Source organism: Streptomyces sp. NPDC053755 (assembly GCF_040677675.1).
Lineage (GTDB): Bacteria > Actinomycetota > Actinomycetes > Streptomycetales > Streptomycetaceae > Streptomyces.
This window is the reverse complement of the sequence record NZ_JBFASK010000009.1, coordinates 93,815-117,763: the sequence shown is the minus strand read 5'-3', so window position 1 is coordinate 117,763 and position 23,949 is coordinate 93,815. Positions and strand designations below refer to the sequence as shown.

At 71.9% G+C, this 23,949-nt stretch carries 20 protein-coding genes; 9 read left to right on the top strand and 11 right to left on the bottom strand.

The annotated features are described in order from the left end of the window. Positions 1-240: 240 nt before the first annotated feature. The 3 genes from AB0K65_RS12205 to AB0K65_RS12195 form a co-directional block, all read right to left on the bottom strand. Positions 241-1,686 (bottom strand): glyceraldehyde-3-phosphate dehydrogenase, encoded by a 1,446-nt coding sequence (locus AB0K65_RS12205; RefSeq protein ID WP_365715714.1) that lies wholly within the window; start codon positions 1,684-1,686, stop codon positions 241-243. Positions 1,687-1,907: 221 nt separating this feature from the next. After that, entirely contained in the window at positions 1,908-2,690 is a 783-nt protein-coding gene (locus tag AB0K65_RS12200; protein WP_365715713.1) for a hypothetical protein, read from the bottom strand. Between the two features lie 170 nt (positions 2,691-2,860). Continuing rightward, positions 2,861-3,601 (bottom strand): class E sortase, encoded by a 741-nt coding sequence (locus AB0K65_RS12195; protein ID WP_365715712.1) that lies wholly within the window; start codon positions 3,599-3,601, stop codon positions 2,861-2,863. Positions 3,602-4,199: 598 nt separating this feature from the next. Here AB0K65_RS12195 and AB0K65_RS12190 point away from each other — a divergent pair. The 3 genes from AB0K65_RS12190 to AB0K65_RS12180 are packed head-to-tail and all read left to right on the top strand — an operon-like array spanning position 4,200 to position 8,813. Beyond that, a complete protein-coding gene (locus AB0K65_RS12190) occupies positions 4,200-5,672 on the top strand; it encodes an aldehyde dehydrogenase family protein (RefSeq protein WP_365715711.1) in 1,473 nt (490 codons plus the stop codon). Positions 5,673-5,703: 31 nt separating this feature from the next. Beyond that, the gene (locus AB0K65_RS12185) at positions 5,704-7,257 is read left to right on the top strand and encodes an amino acid permease (RefSeq protein ID WP_365715710.1); all 1,554 of its coding nucleotides are present in this window, start codon (positions 5,704-5,706) and stop codon (positions 7,255-7,257) included. Beyond that, positions 7,254-8,813 carry a GMC family oxidoreductase N-terminal domain-containing protein gene (locus tag AB0K65_RS12180; RefSeq protein WP_365715709.1) on the top strand — a complete coding sequence of 520 codons (1,560 nt, stop codon included), beginning with the start codon at positions 7,254-7,256 and terminating at the stop codon, positions 8,811-8,813. Before AB0K65_RS12185 ends, AB0K65_RS12180 begins: the two co-directional genes overlap by 4 nt. 115 nt (positions 8,814-8,928) lie before the next feature. Here AB0K65_RS12180 and AB0K65_RS12175 read toward each other — a convergent pair whose 3' ends face one another. Beyond that, the gene (locus AB0K65_RS12175; RefSeq protein WP_365715792.1) at positions 8,929-10,683 is read right to left on the bottom strand and encodes a S8 family serine peptidase; all 1,755 of its coding nucleotides are present in this window, start codon (positions 10,681-10,683) and stop codon (positions 8,929-8,931) included. A 431-nt stretch (positions 10,684-11,114) separates the two neighbouring features. Further along, positions 11,115-11,393, bottom strand: a complete 279-nt coding sequence (locus AB0K65_RS12170; RefSeq protein ID WP_365715708.1) for a hypothetical protein — start codon at positions 11,391-11,393, stop codon at positions 11,115-11,117. 219 nt (positions 11,394-11,612) lie between these two features. Between AB0K65_RS12170 and AB0K65_RS12165 the strand changes: the two genes are divergently transcribed. Then, positions 11,613-11,804 (top strand): hypothetical protein, encoded by a 192-nt coding sequence (locus AB0K65_RS12165; protein ID WP_365715707.1) that lies wholly within the window; start codon positions 11,613-11,615, stop codon positions 11,802-11,804. Positions 11,805-11,890: 86 nt separating this feature from the next. Here AB0K65_RS12165 and AB0K65_RS12160 read toward each other — a convergent pair whose 3' ends face one another. Beyond that, on the bottom strand, positions 11,891-13,099 hold the full coding sequence (locus AB0K65_RS12160; protein WP_365715706.1) for an aromatic acid exporter family protein: 1,209 nt from the start codon (positions 13,097-13,099) through the stop codon (positions 11,891-11,893). Between the two features lie 206 nt (positions 13,100-13,305). Between AB0K65_RS12160 and AB0K65_RS12155 the strand changes: the two genes are divergently transcribed. The 4 genes from AB0K65_RS12155 to AB0K65_RS12140 all read left to right on the top strand — a co-directional run bounded on the left by AB0K65_RS12155 (position 13,306) and on the right by AB0K65_RS12140 (position 16,693). Further along, positions 13,306-13,743, top strand: coding sequence for a nitroreductase family deazaflavin-dependent oxidoreductase (locus AB0K65_RS12155; RefSeq protein WP_365715705.1), 438 nt, complete (start codon positions 13,306-13,308; stop codon positions 13,741-13,743). Between the two features lie 173 nt (positions 13,744-13,916). Beyond that, complete coding sequence (locus tag AB0K65_RS12150; protein WP_365715791.1) at positions 13,917-14,657, top strand: VOC family protein; 741 nt, start codon at positions 13,917-13,919, stop codon at positions 14,655-14,657. Between the two features lie 283 nt (positions 14,658-14,940). Further along, the gene (locus AB0K65_RS12145; protein ID WP_365715704.1) at positions 14,941-15,615 is read left to right on the top strand and encodes an adenosylcobinamide amidohydrolase; all 675 of its coding nucleotides are present in this window, start codon (positions 14,941-14,943) and stop codon (positions 15,613-15,615) included. A gap of 199 nt (positions 15,616-15,814) precedes the next feature. Then, positions 15,815-16,693, top strand: a complete 879-nt coding sequence (locus tag AB0K65_RS12140; protein ID WP_365715703.1) for a MurR/RpiR family transcriptional regulator — start codon at positions 15,815-15,817, stop codon at positions 16,691-16,693. Positions 16,694-16,774: 81 nt separating this feature from the next. On the opposite strand, the gene AB0K65_RS12135 is transcribed toward AB0K65_RS12140, so the two are convergent. From AB0K65_RS12135 to AB0K65_RS12115, 5 genes are all read right to left on the bottom strand, one after another. Next, a complete protein-coding gene (locus tag AB0K65_RS12135; RefSeq protein WP_365715702.1) occupies positions 16,775-18,064 on the bottom strand; it encodes a cyanophycinase in 1,290 nt (429 codons plus the stop codon). Positions 18,065-18,259: 195 nt separating this feature from the next. After that, positions 18,260-19,477 carry a M20 family metallopeptidase gene (locus AB0K65_RS12130; protein ID WP_365715701.1) on the bottom strand — a complete coding sequence of 406 codons (1,218 nt, stop codon included), beginning with the start codon at positions 19,475-19,477 and terminating at the stop codon, positions 18,260-18,262. Further along, entirely contained in the window at positions 19,474-20,238 is a 765-nt protein-coding gene (locus tag AB0K65_RS12125; protein WP_365715700.1) for an amino acid ABC transporter ATP-binding protein, read from the bottom strand. Before AB0K65_RS12125 ends, AB0K65_RS12130 begins: the two co-directional genes overlap by 4 nt. Next, positions 20,235-21,200 (bottom strand): amino acid ABC transporter permease, encoded by a 966-nt coding sequence (locus tag AB0K65_RS12120; protein WP_365715699.1) that lies wholly within the window; start codon positions 21,198-21,200, stop codon positions 20,235-20,237. Before AB0K65_RS12120 ends, AB0K65_RS12125 begins: the two co-directional genes overlap by 4 nt. Before the next feature lie 2 nt (positions 21,201-21,202). Then, the gene (locus AB0K65_RS12115; RefSeq protein WP_365715698.1) at positions 21,203-22,144 is read right to left on the bottom strand and encodes an ABC transporter substrate-binding protein; all 942 of its coding nucleotides are present in this window, start codon (positions 22,142-22,144) and stop codon (positions 21,203-21,205) included. Positions 22,145-22,451: 307 nt separating this feature from the next. Here AB0K65_RS12115 and AB0K65_RS12110 point away from each other — a divergent pair, with 307 nt between their 5' ends. After that, positions 22,452-23,882 carry a pre-peptidase C-terminal domain-containing protein gene (locus tag AB0K65_RS12110; protein ID WP_365715697.1) on the top strand — a complete coding sequence of 477 codons (1,431 nt, stop codon included), beginning with the start codon at positions 22,452-22,454 and terminating at the stop codon, positions 23,880-23,882. Positions 23,883-23,949 lie beyond the last annotated feature (67 nt).

The window sequence follows — 23,949 nt, the reverse complement described above, 5'->3', positions numbered from 1 at the left end:
GAGGCCGGCAGACCGGTGTCGGCGGCGCCCACGCAGACCGGTTCGGGGTCACCGCCGCCCGCGCGGACCCCAGCGGACCGGCCCGGTCGGCATCCCCGTGGCTGGACGGGATCGCCCCCCCGCAGCTCGTGTCCGGGAAAGGATGCGGGGGCGGCCGGACCCTCACGGGTCCGGCCGCCCCCGGATCGCGCTCCGCCGCCCGGGGCGGGCCGGGCGGCGGAGCGGGGTGGCGCGACGGGATCAGACCGCCGGAGCCGGGAACGTCGGGTACTCGACGCCCGAGACGTGCTGGACGACCCGGATGACCTGGCAGGAGTAGCCGAACTCGTTGTCGTACCAGAGGTAGAGGATGGCGTTGTCGCCGTCGACCTTGGTGGCACCGGCGTCGACGATCGAGGCGTGGCGCGAGCCGACGAAGTCCATGGAGACCGCGTCGGGAGCGGTGGTGAAGTCGATCTGACGCTTGAGCGGCGAGTGCAGCGAGACGTCCCGGAGGTACTCCAGGACCTCCTCGCGGGTGGTCTCACGGCCGAGGCGCAGGCTGAGGATGGCGATGGAGACGTCCGGGACGGGGACGCGGATCGAGCTGCCGGTGATCGGTGCCTTCAGATCGGGCAGCGCCTTGGCGACGGCCGAGGCGGCACCGGTCTCGGTGATGACCATGTTCAGCGGCGCCGAACGGCCGCGGCGGTCCGCCTTGTGGTAGTTGTCCAGCAGGTTCTGGTCGTTCGTGAACGAGTGGACGGTCTCCACGTGGCCGCGCAGGACGCCGTACTCGTCGTCCATGGCCTTCAGCGGCGGCACGATCGCGTTGGTGGTGCACGAGGCGCAGGACAGGACGCGCTCGTCGGGCTTGATGGTGTCGTGGTTGACGCCGTGGACGATGTTGGGCACGTCGCCCTTGCCCGGGGCCGTCAGGACGACCTTGTCGATGCCGGGACGCAGGTGCTTGGCCAGGCCCGCGCGGTCGCGCCACTTGCCCGTGTTGTCGATGAGGATGGCGTCCTTGATGCCGTACGCGGTGTAGTCGACCTCGGACGGGTCGTTCGCGTAGATCACCTTGATCGCGTTGCCGTTGGCGACGATCGTGCTGGTCGCCTCGTCGACGGTGATGGTGCCCTGGAACTGGCCGTGGATCGAGTCGCGGCGCAGCAGCGAGGCGCGCTTGACCAGGTCCTGCTCGCCGCCGCCGCGCACGACGATGGCGCGCAGGCGCAGGCCGTTGCCCGAGCCGGACTTCTCGATGAGCAGGCGGGCGACGAGGCGGCCGATGCGGCCGAAGCCGTAGAGGACGACGTCGCGTCCCTCGCGGCGCTCGATCTTGTTGGCGCCCGTGGCACCGGCGACGGCCTCGGCGGTGAACTCGGCCACCGACAGACCGCGGTCGTCGGTCTTGTACGTCGCGGCGAGCATGCCGATGTCGATCTGGGAAGGACCGAGATCCAGCGCGGTGAGGGCCTGGAGGAACGGCAGGGTCTCGGTGACCGAGAGCTCCTCGCCGGCGATCTGCCGAGCGAACCGGTGGGTCTTGAGGATGCTGACCACCGACTTGTTCACCAGGGAGCGGCTGTGCAGCAGGACGGTCACGTCCCGCTCGCGGTGCAACTTCCCGATGATCGGGATCATCGACTCCGCGATCTCCTCGCGGTTCTTCCAGTTGGTGAACGAGTCGTCATTGACAGTCACAGGCTTATCTTTCGAGCTAGGCGGCGCTCATATGCTAACCCGGCCATCTTTCCATCCTTCAAGGGGGCCTTCGGAGCGGTACGGGACGGGGACGCGGCGGTGGGCCGGCGGGACACGGGGTGCGGGCGGGGCACGGGGTCTGGGGCACGAGCTTCAGGACGTGGGGCCGGGCGGTCGGGCGCGGCCGCGTCGTCCGCCGCCGCCGGCACGGTCCCGACCGCTCAGGTCCGCGTGATCTCCGGCTCCAGGGAGACCATGACGAGCCGATCGCTGAGGCCCGCGGGATCTCGGCCCGTCACGGCGGCCCGGTGGTCCCGGATCGCCGGGTCGGAGAGCGCCAGTGTCAGAACGGGGCACAGGGTGGCGTCGTTGGTTCCCTCGGGCGAGCAGCTGCCCACGTCGGCCACGGTGTGACCGGGGCACACCGCGCCGGCCGGGAGCTCCACGTCCAGCCGCAGCGACTCGCCCGGGCGCACGCGGAAGGCGCCGGACGCGGGGGTCTTCGCAGGCCGGCTCGGGTAGCCGTCCTCCACGACCGTCGCCGTCAGGCCCCGGGCGGACGCCCGGCGGCCCTCGCCGCGCGGACCGTAGACGTCGAGATCGACGCGTCCGCCGGCGACGGGCGCGGTGAGGAGCAGGGGCCGGTCGACGGTGCGGACCGACACGTGGACGGTGAAGCGGGGCCGGCCGGGCGTCCGGGTGCCGGGGTCGACCGCGCTGTAACCGCCGAAGACGAGCTCGGGGTCCCTGTCCCGCTCCCCCTCGCCTCGCGCGCGCGGGCGCGGGCCGTCGTCCACCCCGCAGGACGAGAGCAGGGCCGTGCCACCGCCGGGGAGCGGGGCGTCCGGCAGGGGTCCGGAGAGGGCCGGACGACCGGTGGGTCCGCGCCACGGGGAGGTCAGGGCGGAGGTCAGGGCCGGAAAGGAGAGGGACACCGTCAGCAGCAGGAGCACGACGGCGCATGAGGCGAGTATCAGCCAGGAGCGCGGCGACAGACGGAACATCAGGCATGCACCTGCCCGGGCCCGCGCCGCCGCTCGCCGGCCGGTGGCATCGTTTCGATCTTGCTCATGTTCCGTTCAGCGTGTGCCGGGCCGCAAACGTCACGGGAGCCCTCGTCCGACCGGGCCGGCGGATGCGGGTGTGAGGGGTGCTCTGCGGAGGGCCTCGCCGATCAGGCCGGCGGCCGGGCCGAGGTCAGCACGCCGATCTTGTCGATCCGGTGCTCGGGGTTGCCGTTCTCGTCCCGCCAGTAGTTGCCCGCCGCGTCGTCCTCCGGCGTGGCGCAGGTGGATATCGTGATCATGGCCTTCGTGGGCTTCGCGCCCGGCTCGCCCGGCACGGCGGCCCGCTGCTCGGCGAGGGATCGCTCGGACCGGAAGGACGTCTGGCGCGTCTCGACGATCTCGTACTCGTAGGCCGTGCCGTCTGCCGCCCGGACGATGACGCGGTCGCCGACCTCCATGGCGGGGAGATCGCGCAGCGGTCCTCCGGCGGAGAGCCGGTGCGCCGTCACGAGGAAGTTCCCGACCTCGCCGGGCCCGACTCCGCCGCCCGCGCCCTGGGGGCTGGCGGCGACGCCCCGGTCCTGGATGCGGGTGCCCGGCGTGTCGTCGGTCGTCCCCTCGTACGGGACGACGCGCAGGTCCTCGACGCCGATGGACGGGAGGGAGAGCCGGGACGGCCGCGTCCGGTCGGCGGGGTCCGGCGTGGGCGCCATCGCGACGGGATCGGCCGGCGTGGCCGGTGGCGAACTCGGCGGCGGCAGGTTGACGGAGGGCCCGGCAGGGGCCGGGGACGTCGCCTCGGGGGCGGGGGAAGGCGCTGCCTCACGGCTGCCGAGGGCGGAGCAGCCCATGAGCGCGGCGAGGGCCGCGGCGACGACGGTGAGGAGCAGGGTTCTGGCACGGATCATGGCGCTTCCCGAGGGGCTGCCGGGCAATCTCGGGCCACCGATGGCGGCGATGACCGCTCAGCGGGCGACAACGCCGACGCGGGGCCGTGTATTCCCGGCGGGGGCGTTCGCCTCGGTCTGATCTGTTCCGTCGGCCGGGCTGACGGAGCCGGGAAGCCGGCCGGGGAATTCTGCCCCCCCGGGGGGGCGGCGGGCGGGCGGGGAAGGGGGCTATGCGGACGGCCGGGGAGTGGAGCCCCGGGCGGCGGCCGGTGAAGTCGCCCCCGGAGGGCTGCGGGCGGGGCGGTCGGGCCCCCGGCGGCGGGCGGGCGGACGGACCGCCAGAGAGGTCTGCCGGGTGGACGGCAGCGGCAGTCGGCCCGGGCGGAGTCCTGCGGGAGTCGGCCGGGTGGACGCCCGGGGAGGCCGGCCGGGCCCCGGCGCCCGGATCGCCCGTGTCGCGACCGTGCGCCGAGAGGTCCGCCCCCACCCCGCCCCCGCCTCCGAGTTCCTTCCGTCGACGTGTCGACCGTCACATTCGGAATAGAAGCCGGACCTCCGGATAGGCGCCCTGCCCCGAGGGCGCCCCGCGGGGGCGCTGACCTGGAGGAACGAGAACATGCCCGAACTCTTCATCGGCGGGGCCTGGCGGTCCGCGCTCGACGAGCGGACCCGCGAGATCCGGTGCCCCGCCGACGGCGGGCTGGTCGCCGTCGTCGACGAGGCCGGCGGCAAGGACACCGTCGAGGCGATCGCGGCCGCGCGCCGCGCCTTCGACGAGGGTCCCTGGCCCACGACTCCCGCGGCGGAGCGCGGTGACCTGCTGCTGCGGGTGGCGGATCTCCTCGCCCGCGACAAGGAGGCGCTGGCCCGGGCCGAGTCCCTCGACACCGGCAAGCGGCTGGTGGAGAGCGCCTACGACATCGACGACATCGTCGACTGCTTCCGCTACTTCGGGCGGCTCGCCGCCGCCGAGACGGGACGGGTGATCGACACGGGCACGGCGGGCGCCGACAGCCGTGTGGTGTACGAACCGGTCGGCGTCTGCGGCCTGATCACGCCCTGGAACTATCCGCTGCTCCAGACGGCGTGGAAGGTGGCGCCCGCGCTCGCCGCCGGCAACACCTTCGTCCTGAAGCCGAGCGAACTCACCCCGCACACCGCGATCCACCTGATGCGGCTGCTCGCCGAGGCGGGGCTCCCCGACGGCGTCGCGAACCTCGTGCTCGGCGCGGGCCCCGAGGCCGGCGCGCCCCTCGCCGAGCACCCCGACGTCGATCTGCTCTCCTTCACGGGCGGGCTCCTCACCGGCCGCAGGCTCATGGCGGCCGCCGCCGGGACGGTGAAGAAGGTCGCCCTCGAACTGGGCGGGAAGAACCCCAACATCGTGTTCGCCGACGCCGACTTCGAGGCGGCCGTGGACATGGCGCTGACGGCGGTGTTCCTCCACTCGGGGCAGGTCTGCTCGGCGGGTGCCCGCCTCCTGGTCGAGGACTCGCTGCACGACCGGTTCGTCGACGAACTCGTCCGCAGGGCCCGGGAGATCAGGCTCGGCGGGCCCTTCGACGAGCGGGCGCAGACCGGGCCGCTCATCTCGGCGGCCCACCGGGACAAGGTCGCTGCGTACGTCGAGCGGGGTGTCGCCGAGGGCGCGGTGCTGCGCTGCGGCGGAGCCCGTCCGGAGGGTTCCGCGTACGACACGGGCTTCTACTACCTGCCGACCGTGCTCGACGAGTGCCGGGCGGACATGTCCGTGGTGCGGGAGGAGTCCTTCGGGCCGGTGCTGACCGTCGAGCGGTTCGGTGACGGCGACGAGGACGCGGCCGTACGGCTCGCCAACGACACGGTCTACGGGCTCGCGGGCGCGGTCTGGACGAGCGACGAGGGCAGGGCCCGGCGCATGGCGGCGCGTCTGCGCCTGGGGACCGTGTGGATCAACGACTACCACCCCTATGTGCCGCAGGCCGAATGGGGCGGGTTCAAGCAGTCGGGCACCGGGCGTGAACTCGGCCCGGCCGGCCTGGCGGAGTACCGCGAGACCAAGCACATCTGGCGCAACACCGCACCGGAACCGCAGGGCTGGTTCGCCTGACCGCATCGCTACTGCCCCCAGGAGACGACTCATGGCAACCGATCCACCGTCCCGGCCGGGCGACGACGCCGAACTCACCGAGTTCGGCTACCGGCCGGAACTCAAGCGCACGCTCGGCAACTTCCACACCTTCGCGGCCGGTATCTCGTACATCTCGATCCTCACCGGCACCTTCCAGCTCTTCTACTTCGGCTTCGCCAGCGGCGGGCCCGCCTACTGGTGGTCCTGGCCGATGGTCTTCGCCGGCCAGGTCATGGTCGCGCTCTGCTTCGCCGAACTGGCCGCGCGCTACCCCGTGGCGGGTTCCATCTACAACTGGGCGAAGAGGGTCGGGAACGGGCACGTCGGCTGGCTGGCCGGCTGGATGATGCTCATCGCGTCGGTCGTGTCGATCGCCGCGGTCGCCCTCGCCTACCAGCTGACGCTCCCCCAGATCTCCTCGTTCTTCCAGTTCGTGGGGGACGGCACGGGGACGTACGACGTGGCGACCAACGCGGTGCTGCTGGCCGCCGGGCTCATCCTCTTCACCACCGTCGTCAACGCCTTCGGCGTGAGGCTGATGGCGATGATCAACACCGCGGGGGTATTCCTCGAACTGATCGCCACGGTCGTGCTGATCGTGCTCCTCGCGGTGAACGTCGTCCGCGGCCCGGAGGTCGTCACCGACACCGCCGGCACCGGCACGGGCCAGCCGTACGGCTACCTCGGGGCGTTCCTGATCGCCTCGCTCGCCTCGGCCTACGTCATGTACGGCTTCGACACCGCGGCCTCGCTCGGCGAGGAGTCCCTGGACCCCTCCCGTAACGCGCCGCGCGCCATCATCCGGGCCATCGTCGCCTCGTTCGTCCTCGGCGGCCTCATCCTGATCCTCGCGCTGATGAGCGTGTCGAGCCTGCGGGGCGAGAAGCTGTCCTCCGACGGACTGCAGTACGTCGTCCTCGACGTCCTGGGCCCGACGGCCGGCAAGGCCATGCTCTGGTGCGTCCTGATCGCGGTCACCGTCTGCGCGCTGGCGGTGCACACGGCGGCGGTGCGGCTCACCTTCGCCATGGCGCGGGACAACAACCTGCCGGCGTCCTCCCGGCTGGCGAAGGTCAGCCCGCGGTTCGGCACCCCGGTCCTGCCGACCGTGATCATCGGTGTCCTGGCACTCGCGATCCTCCTGGTCAACATCCGTCAGCCGCAGATCTTCACCGTGGTCACCAGCATCGGCATCGTCATGATCTACGTCGCCTATCTGCTGGTCACGGGGCCGATGCTGATCGCCCGGCTGCGCGGCCGGTGGCGGCCCGCCGAGGGCAGGTTCTCGCTCGGCCGCTGGGGCCTGCCCGTCAACATCCTGGCGGTGCTCTGGGGCGGAGCCATGACGCTCAACCTCATCTGGCCGCGCGCGGCCGTCTACAACGCCGCCGCCCCGTTCCACTGGTACCTGCGCTGGGGCGCGGTCCTGTTCGTCGGCGCGATCGCGCTCGGCGGCTTCGCCTACTACTGGTTCGTCCAGCGGCACCGCACCGGCGTCCTCGCCGAACACGCCGCCGAGGCGACCCCCGAGCCCACCGCAGTGAAGGAGACCGTCCCCTCATGAGCACGCGACCCGAAGAGGTGTTCGACTACATCGTGGTCGGCGGCGGCACGGCGGGCAACGTCGTGGCCGCGCGCCTCAGCGAGGACCCGTCCGTCACGGTCTGCGTCCTCGAAGCCGGACCCAGCGACGTCGGCGACGACAACGTCCTGAAGCTGGAACGGTGGATGGGGCTGCTGGACTCCGGCTACGACTGGGACTATCCCGTCGAACCGCAGGCGAGCGGCAACAGCTTCATGCGCCACGCCCGCGCCAAGGTCCTCGGCGGCTGCTCCTCGCACAACTCCTGCATCGCCTTCTGGGCACCGGCGGAGGACCTCGACGACTGGGCGAGGGCCGGCTGTACGGGCTGGAGCGCGGCGGACCTGTTCCCCCTGTACCGGCGCCTGGAGAACAACGACGCGCCCGGGGACCACCACGGGCGGACCGGTCCGGTGAAGCTCCGTACGCTCAAGGGCGGTGACCCGTGCGGGGAGGCGCTGCTGAAGGCGTGCGCCCAGGCCGGCATCCCGACGACGCCCTTCAACACCGGCAGGACGGTGGTGCGCGGCGCCAACTGGTTCCAGATCAACTCCGACGAGAACAACGTGCGCCAGTCCTCGTCCGTGGCGTATCTGCACCCGATCATGGGCAAGCGGCCCAACCTGGAGATACGGACCGGGGTGCGGGCCAAGAGGCTGATGCTCGACGGACGCCGCTGCGTCGGCGCCGAGTACCTGGATCCGGACCTCGTCCACACCCGGCGGGTCCGGGCCCGCCGCGAGGTCGTCGTCTCGTGCGGCTCCATCGACACGCCGAAGCTGCTGATGCTGTCCGGCATCGGACCCGCCGCGCACCTGCGCGAGGTGGGCGTCGAGGTCGTGGTGGACTCCGCCGGGGTCGGCGAGAACCTCCAGGACCATCCCGAGGGCGTCATCATGTGGGAGGCGAAGCAGCCGATGCCCACGGTCTCCAGCCAGTGGTGGGAGGCGGGCGTCTTCTACGACACCGAGCCGGGCCTGGACCGGCCGGACCTGATGTTCCACTACGGCTCGGTGCCGTTCGACATGAACACCGCGCGGCACGGCTATCCGACGTCGGAGAACGCCTTCTGCCTGACGCCGAACGTCACGCGGGCCAAGTCGCGCGGGACGGTGCGGCTGCGCACCCGCGACTACCGCGACAAGCCGAAGGTCGACCCGCGGTACTTCACGCACGAGCACGACGTCCGGGTGATGACGTACGGTCTCCGGCTCGCCCGCCGGATCGCCGGGCAGCCCGCGCTCGCCGGATGGGCCGGGGCCGAACTCGCGCCCGGGCCGTCGGTGCACACCGACGACGAGCTGCTCGACTACATCCACAAGACGCACAACACCGTCTACCACCCGGCGTGCACGGTGAAGATGGGCGCGGACGACGACCCCCTGGCGCCGCTCGACGCGCGCCTGCGCGTCAAGGGGGTCGACGGTCTGCGGGTGGCGGACGGGTCGGTCATGCCGGACCTCGTCACCGTCAACCCGTGCATCACCACGATGATGATCGGCGAGAAGTGCGCGGATCTGCTGCGCGAGGACGCCTGACCCGTCCGGACCGGCACGAGACGGAACCCGCCCCGGCCTGACGGCCGGGGCGGGTTCGGTGGTGCGGCCTCGCGTGAGGGTCACCTCACGCGGGCTTCTCCCGGGGGCCCTTGCGCTAGAAGGTGAGGTTCCAGGCGTCGATTCGGCCGGTGTCCTGGTTGGCGTTGTCGTTCACCCGCAGCTTCCAGACGCCGTTCGCCACCTCGGCGGAGGCGTTGACGGTGAAGGTCTGGACGAGGTTGTCCGTACCGCCGCCGGCCCGGTTGTGGACCGTGTAGACGGTGCCGTCCGGGGCGACGAGGTCGACCTTCAGGTCACCGATGTACGTGTGCTTGATGTCCACGCCCACCTTGAGGGTGGCCGGCGCGTTGCCGGTCACGCCGCTGACGGTGATCGGGCTCTCGACGGTGGCGTTGTCGGCGATCGTGACGTCGGTCAGGTTCTCGAAGTACGACCCGGGCGGCGGCGTGGTGCCGCCGACGGCCTTGAGCGCGTCGACCTGGCCGTCGCCGAAGAAGCCGTTCTTGGCCGTCGTGCCCGTGCAGCGGCTGTCCGAGGGGCAGGCGACGTCGCCGGCCTGCGTGGCGAGCCGGTCGCGGATCTGCGCCGGCGTCAGGGCCGGGTCGGTGCTCGCGATGAGCGCGGCGACGCCCGCCACGTGCGGGGACGCCATCGACGTGCCGTTCTTGCTGCCGTACTTGCCGCCCGGAAGCGTCGAGTAGACGCCGGAGGTACCGTCGCCGCCGGGGGCCGCGACGTCGATGACGCCGTTGCCGAAGTTGGAGTACGAGGCCTTGACGTTGCCGTTGCCCATGGCGGCGACCGTCACGACGCCCGGCAGCTCGGTCGGGATGTCGATGCAGGCGTTGGTGATGGTGCGCCTGACCGGCGTGGAGTCGTTGGGGCTCTCGGTGTCGGTCGTCTTGTTCGCCAGGTCGTAGTTGGCGTTGCCCGCCGCCGCGATCTGGAGGGAACCCTTGCTCTCGGCGTACGCCTGCGCCCTGCGCACGCCCTCGATGATGGCGGCCTGATCGGCGTTGTCCGGGCAGTTGAACTGCCAAGGATCGGTGTAGTAACTGTTGTTGGTGACCTTGAAGCCGTGGTCGCCCGCCCACATGAAGCCGCAGACGGTGTTCTCGGCGAAGAACAGCCCGCTCGGCTTCTCGGCGATGCGCACGGAGGAGATCTTCACGCCCGGCGCGACGCCGATGACGCCCTTGCCGTTCTTCGCCGCCGCGATGGTGCCGGCGACGTGGGTGCCGTGGGTGTCGACGTCCCGCCACGCGCCGGCGCGCGTGTCCGGCTTGCCGTAGGCGCAGGAGACGGAGTCGGCCGCGTTGAAGTTGGGCGCGATGTCCTGGTGCTGGTCGTCCACGCCGGTGTCCAGGACGCCGACCTTGACGGTCGCGGACCCGGTCGTCACGGCCCAGGCCTGGTCCGCCTTGATCTGGGTCATGTCCCAGCGGTTGGACTCGGTCAGCGTCGTCGCCGACTGCGTCGGACTGGCCGGGATGGCCGGGTTGTAGGCGTCGGCCGGGACGTCGGACGTCCGCGTCGCGCCGACCTGCTGGACACCGCTCACGGCGCGCATCGAGGAGGCGAACGTCGCCGAGGCCGAGTGCGCCACGATCACGCCGATCGCGTCGTACGAGGCGAAGACGGAACCGCCGTTGTTCGCGACGGCGGTGCGCGCGGCCGAGGTGTCACCGGGGGCGGTGATCACCAGGTAGGCGCGGGTGCCGGCCGCCCAGGCCGTCGAGGCCGCCGTCGTGGCCGTCGGCGCCGTCGCGGTGCGCGCCGAGGGGGACGAGGGCTCCGGGACGGCGTTCGGCGCCGCGTGCGCGGAGCCCGCGGGCGCCGCGAGGGCCATGGTCGCGCCGAGGGCGACGGCCGCCAGGGCGGAGTGTCTCAGCCGGCTGGATATGTGGGAAAACAATGCGTCCTCCGATGGCCCGGTGGCGCTGGTGGCGCCGGCCGGGCCGTGTGATGTGTGGGGTGGACGCAAGATCCCAGACGAGGCGTGCGGAAGGAAGGCTTCTGTCCGACAAGTCCTGCGGCGTTACAGACTGTTGACCTGGTGCGGTGCCGATCGGGGAGGTCTTCGGACGGGATGCACCGCTTCGTCCGGCCGGCCGTCGGCGCGACGGGCACACGAAAGGTACGGACCGGAGGCGACCTCGGGCCCGTCAGGGGGCGCCGGCCCGTCCGTCACGTGCCCCGTCATCCGGGCCCGTCAGGGCGGCGCCCGGCCCGTTCGTCGGGCGGCGATCTCCGGTCCGTCAGGGCGGCGCCGGCCGGCGGTCAGTAGGCGCGCGGGGGCATCACCTGCGGCTCGGCGCCGGGCGCTTCGAGCACGCAGTGGGGAGCGTCCGGGCCGGGCGTCACGCGGACGACGGCCTGGGAGGGCGGATCGGTCGGCAGCTCGACGGCGACGGTCACGGGACGGTCGCCGGAGAGCTTGACGTACCCCGTCTCCTTGCCGTCGACGAGCACCACCACGGCCGCGCCGTGTCCCGTCTGGACGGTCACGCTGACGGAGTGCCCCGCGTGGTCGAGGTGGAAGTGGTGGCGTCGTGTCATGGGTCGCCTCCCGCCGGGCCGCACCGTGGGCGGTCTCGTACTCCAGGGTAGCCATCCCGCCCCCGGCCGGTCGGCCCCGCCGGTCGCTCACCGTGTCCGACCAGGTCACGGTGGGTGCGGCCGGACGCCCGTCACCCGAACAGCTGCGCTCCGGGCGTGCAACCGGCCCTGTCTCCGGTGCACTGGAGGGGCAACCGCCCGCCGAGCATGGAGACGACCATGTACGAAATGCACGTCGGCATCGCGACCCCGGACGGCGTCTTCGTCTGGCACGTCGCTCCCGTGGGCAACCGGACGGCTCTGTGCGGCCAGTCCCTCCACGGAGTGCCCACCGAGGAACGCGACAAGACGGACCGCCACTGCGCCTCCTGCATGCACTCGTTCCAGGAGCTGATGAACGACCGGCGTTGATCCTCACGGCTCCCGGCCCCCGCGCCGTCGCTCCGGGCCGGCGACCGCTCCCGCTTCCGGCCCCGGACCCGCGACAGCCGCCGGTGTCAGACGCCCATGCGTTCCCGCAGCGCCGACAGGCGGGGCCGCTTCTCCTTGCGTTCGCGCGAGTGACGGTCCAGCTCCTCCATCAGACGGCGCGAGCGGTGGTCGAGGTCGAGTTCGTCCAGGATGCGGTCGACCTCGGCCAGCAGCGCGCCGTAGAGCTGCCACTGCCGGGGCTCGCGCAGCACGACCCGGAGCAGCAGGTCCGCCACGTTGTCCCGGACGGCGCGGGCGGCGTGGAGTTCGTTGGTGAGGCGTTCCTCGGCGGCGTCCGCGTCCTCGCTGACCCGGGTGGTCACGAGGACGCCGAAGCTGACCAGGGTGTCGGCGACGTGGGCGAGGAGTTCCTCGACGGCGGACCCCACCTCCTCGGGTACCAGCTCCTCGTCCTGCCGCGCCTTGGCGAGGTCGGTGAGGGTCCGCGCGAGCACGCGCAGGACGACGGCGCAGATCTCCAGGGTGTCCAGGCCGGTGCGCAGCACGATGCGGTGCAGGAGCCCCTCCTTGACCCTCGGATTGAGGCGGAGGCTGTCCTCGGCCTGCCGCAGGGCGGCGTCGACGTCGGCGATGTCGTTGTCGAGCCGTCGGGCCTCGTGCAGCCGGGCGGCGGCCCGTTCGACGGGCGTGGTGGCGTTGAGTTCCTCGCCGATGCCCAGCAGGAGCTGGCGCATGCGGCGGGAGAGGTCCTCGATCGACTCCCCCGCGGTCCCCACCCAGACGGGGGGCACGAGCAGGATGTTGAACAGCAGGCCGACGACGGCGCCGATGAGCGTCTCCAGGACCCGGTCCCAGGCGGTGTTCGCGACCTGGGTGACGCCGAGCACGAGCATGGCGCTGATGGCGACCTCGGGCACGAACTCGTCGACCCGCACGAACCGCCCCACGACCAGTGAGGCGAGGATGACGAGGCCGAGGCTCCACCAGGTCAGGCCGACCAGGACGCTGAACGCGATGGCGATGAGCACGCCGACGACCACCGAGTTGACGCGGCGGATGCCGGTGGTCAGCGTGGAGTAGAGGGTGACCTGGACGACGAGCAGCGCCGTCAGGGGCGCCGTGAGGGGCGCCGGCTCGCTGCTGAGCTGGAGGGCGACGACGTAGGCGATGGTCGCCGCCGCGGTGGATCGAAGGGTCTGGACGACGACGGGGTCCTTGCGCTGTGCGAGCAGTTGCGTCACCCGTCGTCGGAGCGCGGTGCGGACGTCCGCCACGTGGTTTCCCCGGTCCTTCCGTGTGCGCTGCGGTCTCCTGGCTCCCCCAGGTTTTCGCAACTCGGGCCGCTTCGCACGCCGTGCGCGGCACACGTGCGTGTCGGCTCGGGGTCGGATAGCGTCGCCACGGCGGACCACACCGGTGTCCGCCCTGGACAAGACGGACACGGCGGACACGACAGGCCGGACGAAGGGGAGGGGTCGCCATGCCGCTCGAGGGAGAGTACGAGCCGAGCCCGACGAAGTGGGTGCGCGAACAGGTCGAGCTGTACGAGTCCTCCGACGGCGCCAAGGGCACCACGATCCGCGGCATGCCCGTCGTCCTCGTGACGAACCGCGGCGCCCGGAGCGGCAAGATCCGCAAGACGCCGCTCATGCGGGTGGAGCACGAGGGCTCCTACGCCCTGGTGGCCTCGAACGGCGGAGCGGTGAAGCACCCGGTCTGGTACCACAACCTGATCGCCTCCCCCGTGGTCGAGCTGCGGGACGGGCCGAAGGTACGGGACATGCGGGCGCGCCTGGTCACGGGCGAGGAGCGGCGGACCTGGTGGGACCGGGCCGTGGACGCCTTCCCCGACTACGCGGGCTACCAGCGCAAGGCGGAGCGCGAGATCCCCGTGTTCGTGGTGGAACCGCTGGACTGACCCGGTCGGCGCGGGGCCCGGGCCGCCACCGGCCGGGGCCCGGCCGGAATGGCGATCTTGCCGGGGGTGGGGTGGGGTGGGATGTGCTGCTGTCGGGCGTCCACGAAGGATGGTTGAAGTCTGTGTCGACCTCGAGCCACGCGGTTCCCGGTGCCCCCTGCTGGGTCAGCCTCATGACCCGCGACCTGCGGGCCGCCGAGTCCTTCTACGGCGCCCTCTTCGGCTGGGAGTTCCGGCCCACGCGCCTGGGCGAGGAGTTCTCCGTGGCCTTTCGCGACGGCGCTCCCGTGGCGGGCATCGGCGCGCTGGCTCCCCGCCTCGCGGTGGCCGTCGCCTGGACTCCGTACTTCGCCGTCGACGACGCCGACCTGACCGCGGCCCGCATCCGGGAGCGCAGCGCCACCGTCGCGGTCGGCCCCCTGCGTTTCGGGACCGGGCGCGCGGCACTGGCCGCCGACCGCGAGGGGGCCGTGTTCGGCATCTGGGAGGGCCAGGTCATCCCGGACTGGAGCGTGGGCCGGGGCGGCGCGCCCGCCTGGCTGGAGCTGCGGACCAGGAACGCGTTCGACGCGGCCATCTTCTACGCGGAGGTGCTCGACTGGGCGGGTGAGGGGCCGGACTGCTGCCAGGTCTCCTACGAGGACGACCACGTCGTGCTGAGCCACCGCGACATCACGGTCGCCCGGCTCTCCGGCGGGGCGGTGGAGGCCGCCCCCGACCCGCAGGTCCGGCCGCGCTGGCACGTGCACTTCAGGGTCGAGGACGTGGACAAGGCACGCGAGACCGCCCTCGGTCTGGGCGGGGCCACCGCCTCCGCGGTGCTGACCACCCCCAACGGGCGCGAGATCATCCTGCGCGACCCCGACGGCGGCCTCTTCACGGTCGCGGAGGGCCCGGGCGCCGACGCAACCTAGGGGGCGTCTTTCCTAGCCTCGGATCGCTGGTCCGCGGGCGGGGTCCGGGTATCGAGCCGAAGGCGACGGAGTGGCGCGCCCGGGGCCTCGGCCACGAGGGCCACGAGGCCCAGGCGCCGGTGTCGTGCAGCACCACCACGTCGCCCTCCGAGAGTTCCGGAAGGAGACGCTCGTGGGCCACGTCGGGCGCGGCGGCACGGGCGCCGGTCGACCGGGCCGTCCCGCCTTCGAACGGAGTGCGTACGATCAGCGGGTTCCGTCCCCCGCAAGGAGTGCCCGCCCGGTGAGCACCAACCCGCCGCCCCGTCCGCCCCACGGTCTGCCGCCCCTGCGGACACTCACGCGCCTGGAAGACGGGGAGCGGCTGCACGGTCTGCTGTGGCGGGTCGGCGACGGCTGGCGGATGATCAGCAGCGCCGTGCTCGGCGGGGGCATCGGGGAGCGCTCCTGGATACTCAACGCGCAGGTGGCGCACGGCTACCGGCGCACCGACCCGGACCGCCATCTCGCCGAGCTGGCCCGCGAGGCCGGCGTCCGCGGGCCGGGGGTGGGGCTGATGACGGCCGCGGACGTCCGGGCGTACGGTCACGTCCGCGACGGCGGCGTGGAGGCCGTCGCCACGGCGGGCCTTGGAGTCAAGGGCTGGGCGGCCGCCGCCCAGGAGGGCACCGCCCTCGAGATGGCGCCCGGCACGATCAACATCGTGGTGGCGCTGCCGGTGTCGCTGACCGATGCGGCGCTGGTCAACGCCGTGGCCACGGCTACCGAGGCGAAGGTGCAGGCGCTGCTCGACGCGGGCCACGACTGCTCCGGCACGCCGACGGACGCCGTGTGCGTCGCCGCCCGGACCCCCGCCCCCGGCGTAGAGCCGCACGCCTTCGCGGGGCCCCGCTCGGTGTGGGGCGCCCGGGTGGCGCGCGCCGTCCACGGAGCCGTACGGGACGCGGCCCGCCTCTGACGTGCCGATCCGGCCACGGCGCAAACCGGTTGCCACCTGAACGGGGGGCGGGGAACCACACGACCCCGTGGGACAGGATACGTAATAGGCGGTACAGTCGATCTCTGAAATTCGCTGTTCTGAAACGTGGCAAGCCGAAGGACGCGGCCTCGACGGCCGCCGTCCGCCTCGGTGATCCCGCGCCGCAGAAGGGAAACCCATGAGCCCCACGCTGGCCGACGAGATCCGCAGTCGGCTCGGAGAGCTGAGTCCCGCGGAGCGCAAGGTCGCGCGGGTGCTGCTGGCGGGGTATCCGGCCGCGGTCTTCGAGACGGTCGCCACGATCGCGGAGCGGGCGGGCGTCTCGGCACCCACGGTGCTGAGGTGCGCCTCCCGGCTGGGCTACCGGGGCTTTCCCGACCTCCAGGCCGCTCTCCGCTCCGAACTCGACGCCCGCAACGCCTCGCCGATCACGCTCTACACGGCCGCCGGGACGTCGAAGCACGAGCGGACGGAGGCTCCGCAGGACGCCGGCGCCACCCAGCTCGGCGAGCGCTCCTCGATCGTGCGGCAGGCCGTCGCCCGGACCTTCGACGAGGTGGCCGCCCACGAGTTCGAGGACGCCGTCGGCCTCCTCTCCGACCCGCGCCGCCGCGTGCACGTGGCGGGGGGACGGTTCACGCATCTGATGGCCGAGTACCTGGGCCTGCACCTGATGCAGTTCCGCAACCAGGTGAGCTTCCTGCCGCACAAGGACGTGGAGCGGACCTCCTTCCTGACGCAGCTCACCCGACGCGACGTCACCGTGCTCTTCGACTACCGGCGTTACGAGTCCGACAAGACGCTGATCGCCGAACTGGCCCGGGAGCGGGGCGGCAAGGTCATCGTGTTCACCGACCCGTGGCTCTCCCCCGCCGCCGCCCACGCGGACGTCGTCCTCATCACCCAGGTCTCCTCGGACTCCCCCTACGACAGCCTCGTGCCGGCCCTGGCGGTCGTCGAGGCGCTCGTCGCCGCCGTCCTCGACCGGATCGGCGGCAGCGGCCACGAGCGCATGAAGGAGGCGGAGAGGGTCGCCCGGCGCACCGGCCTGCTGTGAACGGACCGCGCGTCGCGGTCCGTTCGACGACGCGAAAGGAGCCGGCCCCGTCCTGGGGCCGGCTCCGTGTCGTTCGGCAGATCAGCGCGGCGCGATGTCGATGCGCAGGGAGAGGAGCGTACGGGCCTCCGTGCCGTCGCCGGTGAAGGCGGCGAATCCCCGCCCCTTGGTGTACGTCACCGTGAACCGCGGCCCGCTCTCGAACGTGGTCGCGGTCGCGCTGTTCTGCGCGCGCGTCGAGGCGAGCGCCCGCGCGGTGGTCCGGAAGGCGTACGGGGCGCCGTCGGGGTTGGCCGCGGAGTGGAAGACGTCGGAGTTGACGGGCACGGGCGCCGTGCCGACGGGGCTCAGGGGCCGCTTGGACGGGTGGACGCGCGGCGTCCAGGTGCGTGCGTCGTACTGGTCCCCGTCCGTGAGGTAGCTGTACCGGGCCCGGCGCAGGGACCAGCCGTCCTCGGAGTCGTACGCGCGGGCGTCGCGCAGGTCCAGGACGGCGACGCCGTTCGGCCCGAGGACGCTGAGGTGCTCACGGGGAGTGCCCGGCCGGTCGACGACGAGGGCGGTGTTCTCCTCCAGGGCGTAGACGCGGTCGTGGCCGGTGTCGGAGGCGAGGCGCAGCGCACGGCCCTCGCGTCCGTAGGCGCCGGTGTGGGTGTCGACGAGCCCCGACCGGAGGAAGCCGAAGCCGCCCTCGGGGAGGTAGCCGAGGCGCGTCGCGTCGTCGAAATAGCCGGGGGCGCTGCCGTCCCTGAGCCCTTCGTACGACTCTCCGCCGGTGACCATGTCGGGGCCGGAGGCGATCTGTGCGCCCGCGGAAGACCCGGCGACGACGGCGCCTCGGGCGAGCTTGGCGCGGATGGCGGCCAGGACCTTGGAGTCCCGGTGCTCGTCACCGCGCAGCAGGGTGGTCACGTACCGGTACTGGTCGCCGCCGCCGAAGAAGAAGCCGGTCATGGAGTCGACCTGAGCGACGACGGCGTCCGAGTCGGCGTTGGCGACGTGGTCGATGTCGACGGGGATCCACTGGGCGTCCGCGGCACCGTGCCGCTTGAACACGTCTGCGTAGTAGGCGCCGTTGCAGGCGGAGTTGCTGCACCGCTCGGGGTCGCCGGCGTGGGGGTCCTGGCTCTCGGGTACGGAGGCGGCCGTGATGATCCCGATGCGGGCGCCGGGGCCGCCGGCCCGCTTGATGATCTCGCCGTAGACCTGGGTGTTGCTCTCCTTGAGGGCTCCGCCGACCAGGACGAGGGACCCCGCCTGGGGCCGGGCCTTCGGGGCGTCGGCGAGGGCGGAGGAGGAGACCGAGAGGAGGGATACGGCGAGGACGCCGGCGAGGACGGTGCGGCGTGCAGGTGCGGAAGGGACGCGCATGGTGCCTCCGTTGAGGGTCGGATGGGTGGCGGGATGGTGCGTGGGGCGGGGGTGCGTGGCCGGACCCGTGGCGGGCGACGCCTGGGGCGTCGGCGCCGTACCCGCGGCGGAGGGAACCGGGGCTTCCCTCCGCTGGGTGTCGGCGTCGGCGCCGTTCGGGTGGTGCCGACGTCATCCAGGGGGTGCGGACGTCATTCAGGGCGTGCCGGCCGTGCCCAGGGAGGCGACCAGGTCGGCCAGGAGGGCGATGCGGTGGGGGACGCTGGTGACGTCGAGCCACTCCTGGGGCGTGTGGTCGGCGCCACCGACCGGGCCCAGGCCGTCGAGGACGGGGATTCCCGCGCCGGCGATGATGTTGGCGTCCCCTACGCCGCCGGTGGCGGCGGCGCCCAGCTCGATGCCGGCCGCTCGGGCCGCGGTGCGCGCGTGGTCGAACATCCGCCGGGAGGCGGGGGTGTCCTCCATCGGCGGGCACAGGTCGAGCTGCTCGACCTCGACCGTGACGCCAGGGACGCCGGGCTGGTCGGCGGCTTCGCGGATGGCCCGGTCGACGCGCTGGATGTCGGCGGTCGTGGCGGCGCGCACCTCGATGCGCAGTTCCGCCTGGGGACAGACGATGTTGGCGCGGGTTCCGGCCCTGACGACGCCGACGTTGACGGTCACGTCGTCCCAGTGGCCGTTGAGGGCCTGGAGCGCGACGGTGAGGTGGGCGGCGGCGAGGGCGGCGTTGGCACCGCGCTCGGGTTCGATGCCGGCGTGTGCGGCCCGGCCGGTGACCGTGAGGCGGAAGTCGGCGACGCCCTTGCGGGCGATGACGAAGTCGCCGTTCTCCCGGGCGCATTCGAGGCCGAGTCCGTAGTGCACTTCGCCGGCGGTCTTCTCGATCAGCGGTCGGCTGGCCGGCGAGCCGATCTCCTCGTCGGGGGTGGCGAGCAGGACCAGCTCGTCGTACGCCTCGACGCCGAGGTCGCCGAGGAGCTCCAGGGCCGTGAGTCCGGCGAGGAGGCCGCCCTTGTCGTCGCTGACGCCGGGGCCGTACGCCGTGGAGCCGTCGATCCGGAAGGGGCGGGCGGCAGCGGTGCCGTTCTCGAAGACGGTGTCCATGTGGCCGGCGAGGAGGATCCTGCGGCCTCCCTCCGACTCGGGCAGCGTGCCGCGTCGGCGGCCGACGAGGGCGTCACCGGTCCGGTGTCCGTCGGGCGTCGACGGGAAGCGGACGCGTTCCACCGCGAACCCGAGCCGTTCGAGCCGGCGCTCGATCCAGTCGGCGACCTGGTTGACGCCTTCGGCGCTGTAGGAGCCGGAGTCGACGGAGACGAGCTCCTCCAGGTCGCGCAGGTAGTCGGCGCGGCGGGCCCGGGCCAGGTCCAGGAGGTCGTCGAGCCTCTCCTGGCGGCGGGTGGGGGCGCTCACAGGACCTTGGACAGGAAGGCGCGGGTGCGCTCCTGTTCCGGGTCGACGAGCACCTGGCGGGGGTCGCCCGCCTCCACGACGACTCCCTCGTCCATGAACACCGCGGTGTCGCCGACCTCGCGGGCGAAGCCGATCTCGTGGGTGACGACGACCATGGTCATGCCGTCGGCGGCGAGCTGCCGCATGACGTCCAGGACGTCTCCGACGAGCTCGGGGTCCAGGGCGGAGGTGGGCTCGTCGAAGAGCATCAGTTTGGGCTTCATGGCGAGCGCGCGGGCGATGGCGACGCGCTGCTGCTGTCCGCCGGACAGCTCGGCGGGGTAGTGGTGCCCGCGGTCGCCGAGACCGACCTGGCCGAGGAGGGCGTGGGCGTGTTCCCGGGCGGCGGCGCGGGAGACGCCCGCGACCTTGACGGGGGCCTCCATGACGTTCTCGACGGCCGTCATGTGGGGGAAGAGGTTGAAGCGCTGGAAGACCATGCCGATGTCGCGGCGGCGGTCCGCTACCTCGCGCTCGCGCAGCTCGTGGAGCCTGTTGCCCTGCTGGCGGTAGCCGACGAGCTCCCCGTCGACGGTGAGCCGGCCGCCGTCGACCTTCTCCAGGTGGTTGATGCAGCGCAGGAAGGTGGACTTCCCGGATCCGGAGGGGCCGAGGAGGCAGCAGACCTGGCCGCGCTCCACGGTGAGGTCGATGCCCTTGAGGACCTCGAGCCTCCCGAAGTGCTTGCGTACGCCTTCGGCGCGCACCATGGGGGTGCTCATCGGTTCTGCTCCTTGCTGTTCTTGCCGAGCCGCTCCGCCGTTCCGCCGAGGAGGCGCCGGAAGGGCGAGACGTGTCCGGCGCGGGTGGTCCCGCGGCCGTAGCGCCGCTCCAGCCATGCCTGGGGCACGCTGAGGAGGGTGACGAGGGCCAGGTACCAGATGCTGGCCACGACCAGCATGGGGATGACCTGGTAGTTCTGTGCGTACACGTCCTGGATGTTGGACATCAGGTCGTGGGCGGAGATGACCGAGACGAGCGCGGTCATCTTGAGCATGTTGATGGTCTCGTTGCCCATCGGCGGGATGATCACGCGCATGGCCTGCGGCAGGACGATCCGGCGCATGGTCAGCGCGGGCCGCATGCCGAGCGAGTGCGCGGCCTCCGCCTGCCCGGGGTCGACGGACTGGATGCCGGCGCGGACGATCTCCGAGGCGTAGGCCGCCTCGTTCAGGCCGAGGGCCAGAAGGGCGGCGATCGCCGGTGTCAGCAGCGCGTTGGTCTCGGCCTGGAAGAACGTGATGCCGGTGAAGGGGACCCCGATCTTGACGTAGGTGTACAGCGCGGCGGCGTAACCCCAGAAGATGATCTGCACGAGCAGCGGGGTGCCGCGGAAGACCCAGACGAACGCGTTGGCGAGTCCGTACAGCACGGGGCTGGACGAGAGCCGCATGACGGCGATCAGCGTGCCGAGGGATAGACCGAGCAGCATGGCGGCGGCGGTGAGCCAGAGGGTGGTCGCGAGACCGTCGAAGATGAGGTCGGCGAAGAGGTAGTCACCGACGACGTCCCAGTGCAGGTTGTCGTTCTTGGCGAGGGAGCCGATCAGTCCGACGAGGGCGAGGACCGAGGCGACGGCCGCGATCCAGCGCGCGTAGTTGCGGACGGGGACGACCTCGATCTCCCCGGTGAGGGGCCGGTCCGCGGGGGTCGTGTCCCGCGGGACCTTGATGGTGCCGGCCATCTTCAGCCCACCGCCGCGTTCTTGGTGGCTTCCTTCACCGCGATCGACGGGACGCCGTACTTGTTGTAGATCTTGATCAGGGTGCCGTCGTCGATGAGGGACTGCAGCGCCTTCTGGATGGCGTCCGTCAGCTCGGGCAGCTGCTTGCTGACCGCGATGCCGTTGGGCGAGGCGTTGTAGCCACCCGGGGCGGACGGGTCCTCGACGAGGTCGAAGGCCTTGCCGTCGTCGGCCGTCTTGGCGACCCAGCCGGCGGCGGGCTTGGTCAGCACCTGGGCGACGACCTTTCCGGAGCGCAGTGCGAGCTGGGCGTCGGAGTCCTTGGGGAAGGTCTGGATGTCGATCTTGCCCTTGCCCGCCTTCGCGCAGGTCGCCTGATGGCCCTTCAGCAGGTCGAGCTGGTTGGTCGCCGCCTGGACGGCGACCTTCCGTCCGCACAGGTCGTCGAGGGTGGTCACCTTCGCCGGGTTGCCGTCGCCGACGAGGATGCCGGAGCCGGACTGGGAGTAGTCGACGAAGTCGACGACCTTCTGGCGCTCCTTGTTGTCCGTGATGGCGGACATCGCCACGTCGAACTTGCCGGCCTGGATGGCGGGGACGATGCCGTCGAACTTCTGCGGGGAGAAGGCGAAGGTGACGCCCAGCTTACCGCCGAGGGCCTGGCCGAGGTCGTAGTCCAGGCCGGTCAGCGCGGTCTCCCCCTCCTTCACGTACATCTCGAAGGGCGGGTACGGCACATCCGTCGCGACGCGCACCTCACCGGCCTTCTTGATCTTCTCGGGGAGCAGGTCGTGCAGCTTCTGGTCCTTCACGATCTCCACGCCGCCGATGACGACCTTGCCCGACGGGGCCGCGGGCTCGTCGCCGCCGCAGGCGGACAGGGACAGGAGCATGGTCGCCGCAACGGCGGCGGCGGCCGCGGGGCGTGCGATAAGAGCGTTCATCGCCTGGAACCTCTCGGTGGTTATCTGCCGGCGGAGTCTGACCGCCAGGCACTGCTGCGAAGTTACAGAGAAACCCACACGATGGCTAGATGTAAGTCCCATTACGTTCACGCAACGAGAGTTTCAGCCTGAGAGCTGGGGTGATTTTTGAGCGTTTGACGCGTATTCGCGACTCAGTCCCGGCGGGCAGGGCGCTGTTCCGGACTTACATCTTCCCCATCCAGGTCATTACTTGTATGTTCCGCTACCAATCCCGCAGCCGTCGACCCACGGCCGCGGCACCGAGTTCGCCCCTCCAGGAGTGCACATGACACACCGTCCCTTCAGGGCCCCCGCGGCAGCCGCCGTCGTCCTCACCGCGATGGCCTCCGTACTGATGGCGCATCAGCCGGCGCAGGCGGCGGCCGACCGGATCAGGCTCGGCAGCGCGTCCGACGTCAGCCGCAGCACGTGGAACGGTCCGGCGTTCACGATGAACGGGGCCGGCGGCGTCGTGACCGCCTCGATGACCCGGGCCATCCAGGAGATCCGCGGCGGCACGGGGAGCCTCGACGTGGTGGTCCTGGCCGGGTCGGCGCCGACGTCGGGCAGCAAGACTCCGGAGTGCGACACGATCACGGGGCTGACCGGCGTGAACTCCTGTACGACATGGACGCTGACGACGGCGTCCGACGGCAACAACAGTCAGATGGCCACCGACGTCCGCAACGCCGAGTTCGTCTACTTCGCCGGCGGCGACCAGTGCCGCTACACCGCCTGGAAGGGAACGGCCCTGGAGGCCGCCGTCGAGGCGGTCGTCGCCAAGGGCGGCGGTTCCGGCGGCGGCAGCGCGGGCCACCACATCAACAGCCCGATCGTCTACGACGCCTGCAAGGGCAGCGTCACCAGCGCGGAAGCCCTCGCCAACCCCTACGACCAGTACGTCAGCTTCACCACCGGCATGTTCGAATGGGCGAACTACGGAGCCGTCATCAACGACTCCCACTTCGTGACCCGCGACCGCATGGGCCGCACCATGTCCTTCCTGGCGCGCGCGGTGAAGGACGGCCTCGCACCCGGCGGCTCCGCCTGGGGCGTCGGGGTGGAGGAGGGCGGCGGGTCCCTGTTCCTCGACCGCAACGGCATGGCGACGCAGTACGGCAAGGACGCCTACGTCGTCCTCGCCGACCACCAGCCGGAGCAGGCCGTCGACAGGAAGCCGCTCACCTACAGCGACTTCAAGGTCTGGCGTCTGACGCCGGGCTCCACCTTCGACTTCAAGAACCGCCCCACCTGCGGCTACTACCTGCGCAGCGTCACGAACGGCACGCCCGACGCCAACCTCTACAACGGGACGCCCGTGACCGACTGCGGCAGCCAGGGCGGCGGGTCCACGGTCGCGGAGAGCGAGCCCAACGACTCGCGCGACGCGGCCGACGACGCCACCGCGCTCGCCTCGCCCGGCACCCTCACGGGCAGCATGAAGTCGACCAGCGACCGCGACTACTTCAAGGTCTCCGTGGCGGCCGGACAGACCGTGTCGGTGAACTGCGCCGTGCCCTCCGCCTACGACGCCGACGTGTACTGGCTCGACGCGAACGGCAGCACTCTGACCCGTTCCGTGAACGACGGGGCGGGCACCGACGAATCCCTGTCGTTCACCAGGACCGCGACCGGGACGGGCACCTACTACCTCGACGTGGAGGCCTACAGCGGCTCCGGTTCGGCCACCTACGCCTGCACGCTCACCAGAAGCTGAGGCAGTCGGCCCCCGCGGGACCCTCGCACACGCGACCGGGCCCCGCGGGCATCCGGTGCCGCACATG